A 10079-nucleotide genomic window follows, 5' to 3' on the forward strand; every position below is an offset into this window, starting at 1 on the left:
CCGCAGCCGGCCTCCAAAATGACGCGCCACTTCAGTTCGCCGTTCGGCGTTTCGTGGGCCATCGTGTTGTATCGAAGTCGAATGAGATCGCTCATGGCTCCCCGTAGCATGTTTCCTTATCAAGGACACTGCGGCATCAGCCGAAGGGCAATCGCGATTGATTGCGGACAGCATGTGAACCCTGTTCAAGCCGGACCAACTGCCGAATTATTCCAAGGGCAGTGCCGATCTCGACGCGCCGGGAGTCATCCGGTCAGACCATTTACCAATGCGCGTCAGTAGTTCTACGGAGAAGGAGGGTTGATCGCTTGAGGCCAGGCGGGCCACCGCGTATCGAAGCAAGCCGACACCCCGGCCTCTCGCGATGCGGTTTCCGCGTGGCGTTGCTACTTGCGACCGTTCGCCAATCGGGGATAACGGCGTCGCGGAGCAGGCGCCGGTCAAATGTATACAAATGTTTTTGAGGGGGCAAATTGGCTGCATTTGCAAATTGGCTGCATTTGCAAGACATCTCTCTCAGCGCGTCAGGGGCAGAAGGGATGCAAACGCATTTCGGATGGAAGCAGTTCCAAGGGTCAGAACCTCGCGGCGCACTCGACACAACGGCAAGTTGTAACGACTGTGATCGAGCAGCGGATGTCCTGCAGGTGCTCGCTATTATGACGATTCAACAAAAGGTCTGACGGCTGGTTGGAGGTTGTTGACTCGGCTGTCAAGTTACTGGATGTTGCGGGGGTTTTTCATCGAAGTTTTTTTAGAGGCGTGCTGGAATGAATATTGCTGTCCCGGTGCACAGCACCGATCGCAAGATTGAGCTTGCCAGTGGGGCTTCTTCGACCAGCGTTGAAAAGATTGCGCAAGATCCTGACGCGCAATCCGACACCAATCCGACAGACAGCAAGCCAAAGGAATCTGCCGCAACATCGGGAGAGCAAAAGCGTGCTTATCCGGCACCGGCGTCAACGCCGACGTTGGATGGCGCGAAGGGTGTGCGGTTCGACTTCAATGACGGTGCGCGAATTGTTTGCCCGCATGGCGAGCATCCCTGGAAGGTGAGGATTCGCGATCTCGACACCGGTAACGTGCTGTTCGAGACGGAATTCGCCGGCGGCTATGTCAACAGCAGCAAGCGCTACTACATCCGTTTCGGAATCGAGGTTTCCCAGCAGGGCGAAACTGTCCTTGACCATGAATACTCAGCGAAAGATCGCGCTGTCCTGATCCAGTTTCCGGTCGGGACGCTCGGCGACACGATGGGATGGTTTCCCTACGCCGTGAAGTTCAAGGACAGGCATGGCTGCAAGCTGAGCTGCGCCATGGGGGCGCCGCTGGCTGAGCTGTTCCGCGACGCCTATCCGGACATCGAGTTCATCACCCACGAAGAGGTCAAGCCGGAGCGATATTACGCGACCTACAGCGTTGGCTTGTTCTTCGACGACAAGGATTGCGTCTATCAGCCGACCGATTTTCGCCATGTCGGGCTACACCGGACCGCGGGTTATATTCTGGGTGTCGATCCGACCGAGCAGCGGCCGCGCATCGTCATCAAGGACGATCAGAGGCCGATTGCCGAACCTTACGTCTGCATCGCGGTTCAGAGCACGACGCAAAGCAAATACTGGAACAACCCGCATGGCTGGCGTGAGATCGTCAATTTCCTGAAGGCGGCCGGCTACCGGGTGGTCTGCATCGATCAGAAGGCCACGCACGGCACCCAGTTGATCTGGAATCACATTCCGAACGGTGCCGAGGATGAGACCGGCGACAAGCCGCTGGCCGAGCGGTTTCGCTACCTGAAGCACGCGGACTTCTTCATTGGCCTGTCGAGCGGCCTGTCTTGGCTTGCATGGGCCTCGGGGACGCCGGTCGTGATGATCAGCGGGTTCACCCATCCGACCAACGAATTTGAAACACCGTACCGCATTGTCAATTTTCACGCGTGCAACAGTTGCTGGAACGATCCGCGGGTGCGTTTCGACCACAAGGATTTTCTGTGGTGCCCGCGGCATGCCAATTCACCCCGGCAATTCGAATGTACGCGGCTGATTACGGCCGATCACGTCAAGCAAATTATCCAGCGAATACCGGGATTTCCGGTTCGCGCCAAGGTGTAGCGCGTAGACGACGTCGATGCCCGACGACGCGGCATCGGCGACCCAATCCGACAAATGAATTTTATCCTGGCCCAGGGGCAGAGCCATGCAGACGATTTCCGGCGGCGTGACCGTTACCGTATCTTCCGGCACTGAAAGCGGCGATACCGTCCTGAATGGCGGCGTGCTGATCATCGATCCCGGCGCCAGCGCCGTTGGCACGCAATTGAGCGGCGGCTTCATATTCGACTCCGGGACCACGACCGGGACGATCGTCTACAATGGCGGCCAGGAGCAGGTGGACTCCGGCGGCGTTGCTTCGGGCACGACCATCTCTCAGGGCGGTGCCGAGACCGTCCTGAGTGGTGCGACGCTCATCAGCGGCGTTGTCGACGCCGGTGGCTTTCTGGCGCTGGGATTCAACCCCGGCAACGGTTCGGCCGTTTTCGCCGGCGGGACCGCAAGCGGCACGGTCGTGTCGGGTGGTGGTGTCAGCATCCAGACGGGGGGGCTGGCGGTCTCGACGACCGTCACCGGCGGCGCGGGCTCCTACGGCAACGTCGCGATTTCCTCGGGCGGCTCGGCGACCAACACGACGGTCGGGATTTCCGGCGGCCTGTTCATTTCGAGCGGCGGCAGCGCCACCGGAACGACGTTGTCGGGTGGCTACGAGGTGATTTCGAGCGGTGGCGTCGACAGCGGCGCCATGATTCTGTCCGGCGGCAACCAGAATATCTCGAGCGGCGGTCTCAGCGTTTCGGCCACGGTTTCCGGCGCGAACAGTTCCGGGTTCTTTGCCGCCCAATTCGTGTCGAACGGCGGCGTCGCGAGCGGGACCACAGTCGGCAGCAATGGTGTGCTGGACATCGCGGGCGGCGGCACGGTGATCGGCGAGACCGTTCTGAGCGGCGGCCACGTCACGCTTGAAAACGGCGCGCTCTTCACCGTTTCGGCCGGCCAGACGCTGCACGACGTCTTCATCAAGTCGGGCGCCATCGAGACCATCGCCTCCGGCGGTATCGAGACGGCGCTCGGCAGTAGCAGCAACAACGTTGACAATGGGCAAGTCAACGTGCTGTCGGGCGGCACGCTCGACCATATGTCCGTCAACAGCGGCGCGGTCCTCGGCGTCGCCGGTACCGTCACGAGCAATCTCTTCGTCGCTAGTGGTGGCGTGGTCAACATCTTGTCGGGCGGCCTCATCACCGGAAGCGGCGGCGGCAGCGGCGGCCTTTTTACCGGCGACTCCGGAACCATCAACGTTCTGTCCGGCGGCCAGGCCGACCATGTCGTCGTCAAGCAGGGCGGTGCGCTGAACGTCTACGGCACGACGCTGAGCAATGTCGGCATCTCGGCCGGCGCGGTCGAGACCGTCTACTCGGGCGGCCTGATCAGCGGTCAGTCCGGGTCCGGCACGGGCGTGTCGGCCGGCGCCACCCTGAACATCCTTGCTGGCGGCTCGGCCGCCTTCTTCGCCGTTTCGAGCGGCGGCACCGCAAATATCGCCGGCACCGTGCTCCGCAATCAGGCGGTCTACAGCGGTGGCATCGAGAACGTGTTGTCGGGGGGCGTCGTCACCGGCTTCGTCGGCAGCGGCACCGGCATTTCCGGCGGCACCGTCAACGTGATGTCGGGCGCCGAGCTCGATCATGCGGCGCTTCTTTCCGGTGGCGTGCTCAACATCAATTCGGGCGCGACTGCGCATAATCTGACGTTTTCCGGGTCCGGCACCCTCAATGTGGCGGGCACCATCACGTCCAGCGCCACCGTCGTTTCCGGCGGCATCGAGAATGTGCTGTCGGGCGGCATCGATATCGGCACCACGATATCCAGCGGCGGCCAGCAGAACGTCTACGCCCATGGCACGACGTCGAACACGCAGATCCTGTCCGGTGGTGCCGTCACGATTTCCGGCGCAGGCACGGTTGACCTGAGCGGAGGAGCGGCCGAGTCAGGGTCGGTGATTTTTGCCGGCGCGGGCGGCAAGCTTGAGATCGATGGCACGGCCATGCCGGGCACCGTCATCTCCGGATTCGCCATCGGAGATACGATCAATCTGACCGGTGAGAGTGCCGCAAACATCACCGGCATCACCCTGAGTGCCGGCAATGTTCTGGCGGTCGCGACCAGCGACCATGGAACGCTCAACCTGCAGCTTTCGCCCGGAGACACGTTCAGCGGCACGTTCAGCAGCGCCACCGACGGCGCGGGGACGGACATCACCTTCATCGATAGCTCGGCCATCAAGGTCAGCGCCGGCCAGACCTCCAGCGGCCTCGTGATCAGTGCGGGGCAGACGCTCGACGTTCTCTCGGGCGGTGCTGCGGTCGGCACCGTGCTGAGCGGCGGCACCGAGAACGTGTTCGGTACCGAACAGGGCACGACGGTCAGCAGTGGCGGCCAGCTCAATATCGACATCGGCGGCGTCGCGCATGACCTGACCGTGTCGAGCGGCGGCACGCTCAACGTTGCGGGATCGATCACCAGCAACACGTTCCTGTTCTCCGGCGCCACCGAGAACGTCCTTGCCGGCGGCAACGCCAACGGCGTCACCGGTTCGGGCACCAGGGTTTCCGGCGGCACGCTCAACGTTCTGGTCGGCGCTACGCTCGGGCATTCCACGGTTTATGCGGGCGGCACACTCAACGTGTCCTCGGGCGGCGCGGCGTCCTTCCTCGCCGTGTCTTCGGGCGGAACGATGAACATCGCCGGAACGGTGACAAGCCAGGTTACGGTCTATTCGAGCGGCCTCGTCGAGATTTTTTCGGGCGGCGTCGAGACCGGTGCACCCGGCAGCGGGACGAGTGTCTCGGGCGGCACAGTCAGCGTGACCGCGGGCGGTCAGTTCTCCTTCTTCACGATCAATAGCGGCGGTCTGGTCGCGGTCGACAATGGCGGGACGATCCACGACATCAGCGTCAGCAGCGGTGGTGTCCTCAATCTCGCGGGGTCTCAGACCAGCAACGCGACGATCTACTCCGGTGGCACGGAGAACGTATCTTCGGGCGGCAGCGTGCAGAGCTTCGCCGTATCGGGAGGCGCGCTGAACGTACTTTCAGGCGGCAACGCCCAGTTCTTCACGCTGTCGGGAGGCGCGCTCAACGTTTCCTCCGGAGGCCTGTCCGAGTTCTTTACCCTGTCGTCAGGAGCCTCGGCCGCTATCGCAACCGGCGCCACCGTTCACGATCTAACCGTCTCGAGCGGGGCAACGCTCGGCCTTCTCGGCACGGCTACAAGCAACGTGTTCGTGACGGGCGGCGGCACGCTGAACGTCTCTTCCGGCGGCGCCATCAGCGGATCGATCAATCCGTCCGGTTTTCCCACGGTCAACGTCAACGGCACCGTGAATGCATCCTCGGGCGGCACGGTGAGCGAAGCTGCCGTCAACAGCGGTGGCATCCTGAACCTGCAGGCCGGCGCGTCCGCGCATGATGTCAACGTGAACTACGGTGGCCGGCTCAATCTCGCGGGAAGCACGACCAGTAACATCAACATCTTCTACAGCGGCCTGGAAACCGTTTCGTCCGGAGGCGTGGCGAACGGCACCAATATCAACGGCGGCGGTGAACTCGATGTTCTTTCCGGTGGGGCGGCAAACGCCACGACGGTCAATGGTGGTCTGCTGAAGTTGTTCTCAGGCGGGTCGCTCAGCGGCGTCTTCGTCAACAATTTCGGCGCCGTTGAGCTCGTCAGCGGGGCGTCCGTTTCGCAGCTTTCCAACACGACGTTCGGTGGCGGCACCAACCTCGAGGTGGGTCCCGGCGCTGTCGTGAGCGGCTATCCGGTGAGTACCGGCCTGATCCTCGACGTGCTGTCGGGCGGCCTGACCTCCGCCATCACCCTCACGGCGAATGGGATGGAGAGCGTGCTGTCGGGCGGCACGGCGCTGGGCACTATTGTCGGTGATGCCGGCTTCCTGCAACTCGGCATCCCGCCGTTCCAGGGACAGGGCGGTGCGGCCGGCGGAACGGCCAGCAACACGACGGTGTCGGGCGGTCAGATCAACGTGAACTCCGGTGGTCTTGCGGTGTCCACCACGCTGGCCGGCGACGGCGCGCGTGGCGGCGGCGCACTAGTCGCCTCGGGCGGCGCAGCATCCGCAACGACGATCTCCAGCTCAGCCGGCATGACAGTGCTGACCGGTGGCACGGCGACCAGCACGACGGTGCTGAGCGGCGGCTACTTCCAGCTCGGCCAGGGGCCGTTCAACGGCATTCCCGGATCGGCCGGCGGCAGCGCGACGGGCACGATCGTGTCTGGTGGATTCGAGGCCATCTCCAGAGGCGGCGTCGACTCCGGCGCCACTATTCTGTCTGGCGGCAACCAGGTGCTCTTGGTGGGTGGCCTCAGCATCGGCGCCAAGGTCTCCAGCGGCGGTTTGCTGACAGCCATGAATCTCGGCGCGACGTCGAACACGCAGGTCTCGTCGGGCGGCACGGTCATGATCTCGGCCGGTGGCATCGTCGATCTGAACGGCGGATCGACCGAAAGCGGCACGGTGATCTTCTCCGGCGCCGGCGGCAAGCTCGAGATCGACGGGATTTCGATGCCGACGACGGTCGTCAACGGCCTGGTCATCGGCGACACCATCGATCTGACCGGCGTCAGCATGGCGGAGATCACTAGCGTCGGGCTCGGCGCCGGCAACGTGCTGAAGATCGCGACCAACGATCACGGCACGCTCAACCTTCAGCTCGATCCGGGCCAGAGCTTTGCCAACCAGTTCGGCCACAGCGCGGACGGCAGCGGCACTGACATCTACCTTGTCAGCAGCGGTGGCGGTAATATTACCGTGAGCAACGGCCAGACCAGCACGGGCCTGGTGATCAGCAACGGTCAGACGCTGACGGTACTGGCCGGCGGCACGGTGACCAACACCGTCATCGACGGTGGCGTCGAGAACGACAGCGGCACGGCGATTGGCACCATCGTTTCCGCCGGCTCCGAGGTGGTCTATTTCGGCGGCGTGACGTCGAGCGCGACGGTGGAGACGGGCGGTAGCATATATCTGTCCGGCGGCAGCGCCTTCAGTGCAACCGTCGCTTCTGCCGGCTACATGGAGATCGATGGCGGCAGTGCAACCAGCACCACGATTCTGTCCGGCGGCTTCGAAGCCGTGAAGAGCGGCGGCGTCGATTCCGGCGCCGCGATCCTGGCTGGCAACGAGTCCGTTTCGGCAGGCGGCGTCAGCATTTCCGCGCAGATCGCCGGATCCAACAACAGCAGCTACGGCGTATTGACGGTTTCCTCCGGCGGAGCGGCATCGCAAACCCAGGTTGGCAGCTTCGGCGGCCTCACCGTGCTCAGCGGCGGCACCGCGACGGGTACTGTCGTGTCCAGCCAGGGATTCCTTGACCTCGGTCTGACGCCCTTTGGCAGCAATGCCGGCTCGGCCGGCGGCAGCGCCACCGGAACGATCCTGTCCGGCGGTTACGAGTCCATCATCAGCGGCGGTGTGGATAGCGGCGCCCAGATTCTGTCCGGCTCCAACCAGAACGTCCTCGCCGGGGGCGAAAGCATCTCGGCAACCGTATCCGGCGCAAACTCTCCCGGCCTGTTGGCGATATTGACGGTTTCGGGCGGCGTTGCCCTCAATCCGACCATCGGAAGCGGCGGGCAATTGGCGATTTTCGCCGGTGGTACCGTTTCAGGCGAGAACATTCTCAGCGGCGGCGGCATCTTCGTCGGCAGCGGCGGCACCTACACCGTATCCTCCAGCGGCCTTCCGGGGCACGATATATCTGTTTCAAGCGGCGGTTCGCTGATCGTGGACGGCACGACGCTCAGCCATGTTTTCATCGGCTCCGGAGGGACCGAGACCGTCTCCTCTGGCGGTTATGCAACAGGCAACGCCAGCACTTTCACCGGCGATAACGGCACGATCAATATTCTGTCCGGTGGCAAGGCCGACCATATCCTGGTCAGCAGCGGCGGTGTCCTGAACGTCATGTCGGGCGGGCTGATCAGCGGCGGCACGGGTAACGGGACAGGTGTGTCCGCTGGCGGCGTGGTGAATATCTCGGCCGGCGGCTCGGCTACCAATATCGGCGTATCGAGCGGGGCGATCGTCAATATTGCCGGCACGATGCTCCACAACATGGGTGTTTACGGCGGCGGTACCGCGAACGTCTTGTCCGGCGGCGTCGTCACCGGCATCCCCGGCAGCGGTACGGGTATTTCAGGCGGCACGGTGAACGTCAGTGCGGGTGCCGAGTTCGACCATGCCGCTCTGCTTTCCGGTGGCGTGCTCAACATTTTGGCCGGGGCTTCGGCACACAACCTCACCTTCTCCGGATCCGGTGCGATCAATGTGGCCGGCACGATCACATCCAACGTCACGGTTGTATCTGGCGGCATCGAGAACGTGCTCTCCGGCGGTGTTGACATCGGTACCACCGTGTCCAGCGGCGGCACCGAGATCGTGTTGTCCCACGGCACCACGTCGAACACGCAAATCATGGCTGGTGGTGTGCTGACGATTTCCGGCGGCACGGCCGATCTCGGCGGCGGCGCCGCCGAAGCCGGATCGGTGGTGTTTGTCGGCGCCAACGGCAAGCTCGAGATCGACGGCACGGCGATGCCGACCACGGTCATCTCCGGGTTTGCCGTCACGGATACGATCAATCTGACGGGCGTGAGCATGGCGGAGATCACGAGCGTCGGTCTCGGCGCCGGCAACGTCCTTGACATCGCGACCAACGACCACGGCACGCTGACGATCCAACTCAATCCAAGCCAGACCTTCAGCACGCAGTTCGGCAGCGCCGCTGACGGCGGCGGCACCGATATCTTCCTGGTCGCCAGCAGTGGCGGGACCAGTGGCAACATCGTCGTCAGCAATGGCCAGGTCAGCTCCGGACTGGTGATCAGTGGTGGCCAGACCTTGACCGTGCAGTCGGGCGGCACCGCCCTGAACACGGTTCTCCAGGGCGGAATCGAGTTCGACAGCGGAGTGACGATCAGCACGATCGTGTCGAGTGGTGGTCAGTTGCAGGTCTCGTCCGGCGGCGATGCGACCAGCACGACAGTGTCGAATGGCGGCTCGGCCACGGTGCTTTCGGGCGGCCTGGCCGACAATCTGTTTATTTCCAGCGGCGGCACGCTCAATGTGCTTGGCACCGTCCAAAGCCAGACGACGGTGTTCGCGGGCGGCATTGAGAACGTCTCTTCGGGTGGTCTGATCACCGGCGCGACCAGCTCGGGAACCTTTATCTCCGGCGGCACCGTGAACCTGCTCGCAGGCGGTACGGCGGCGCATCTCATCGTTTCCAGCGGCGGCACGTTCAATGTCAGCGGGACAGTGCTGAGCAGCGTCGCTGTTTCCAGCGGTGGTGTGGAGAACGTCTATTCGGGCGGCACGATCAGCGGTTCTCCGCAATCGGGGACCGGGGTTTCCGGTGGGACGCTCAATCTGCTGGCCGGCGGAACGGCAACCTTCGTGGGCGTGACCAGCAGCGGTGTCTTCAACGTCTACGGCAAGGAGCTCGGTCAGTCCTACGTCGCGAGCGGCGGCGTCGAGAATGTCTATGCCGGCGGCATCGTCAGCGGTGCGGCTGGATCCGGCACCGGCATTTCCGCGGGCGGCACGTTGAATGTCTCGTCGGGTGGCGCCGTCTCCTTCATCGGCGTTTCGAGCGGCGGTGCCTTGAATGTTTCCGCCGGCGCAACGGCGCACGACATCGCCCTGTCGGGTGGCACGCTGAACCTTGGCGGCACCGTCACCAGCAACGTCTTCATTTCCAGCGGCGGCATCGAAAATGTGCTGGTGGGAGGATTGGTCTCGGCATCCTCCAACGGAGTCGGGACCACGGTCTCCGCAGGCGGCACCCTCAACGTGATGGGGACCACGTCCAATACGGTCGTGGTGTCCAGCGGCGGCATCGAGAACGTCTCGTCCGGCGGCGTCATCCAGGGCACCATCAGCGGCACGGCCGGCACGGGAACGTTCGTTGCAGCCGGCGGAACGCTCAACGTGCTGGCCGGCGG

General features: G+C 63.6%; 2 protein-coding genes. Both read left to right on the forward strand.

What is annotated here, in order from left to right:
• Nucleotides 1-770 precede the first annotated feature (770 nt).
• Entirely contained in the window at nucleotides 771-2114 is a 1344-nt protein-coding gene (locus FNJ47_RS41130; RefSeq protein ID WP_163161891.1) for an autotransporter strand-loop-strand O-heptosyltransferase, read from the forward strand.
• Nucleotides 2115-2199: 85 nt separating this feature from the next.
• The coding region (locus FNJ47_RS41135; protein ID WP_163161893.1) for a beta strand repeat-containing protein at nucleotides 2200-10079 on the forward strand (7880 nt) is incomplete at its 3' end.

This window comes from Bradyrhizobium uaiense (genome assembly GCF_010811875.1).
GTDB lineage: Bacteria > Pseudomonadota > Alphaproteobacteria > Rhizobiales > Xanthobacteraceae > Bradyrhizobium > Bradyrhizobium uaiense.

Bases quoted from the DNA above. Each gene is read 5' to 3' on its own strand.
- FNJ47_RS41130 (WP_163161891.1), top strand. From the start codon at position 771: ATGAATATTGCTGTCCCGGTGCACAGCACCGATCGCAAGATTGAGCTT.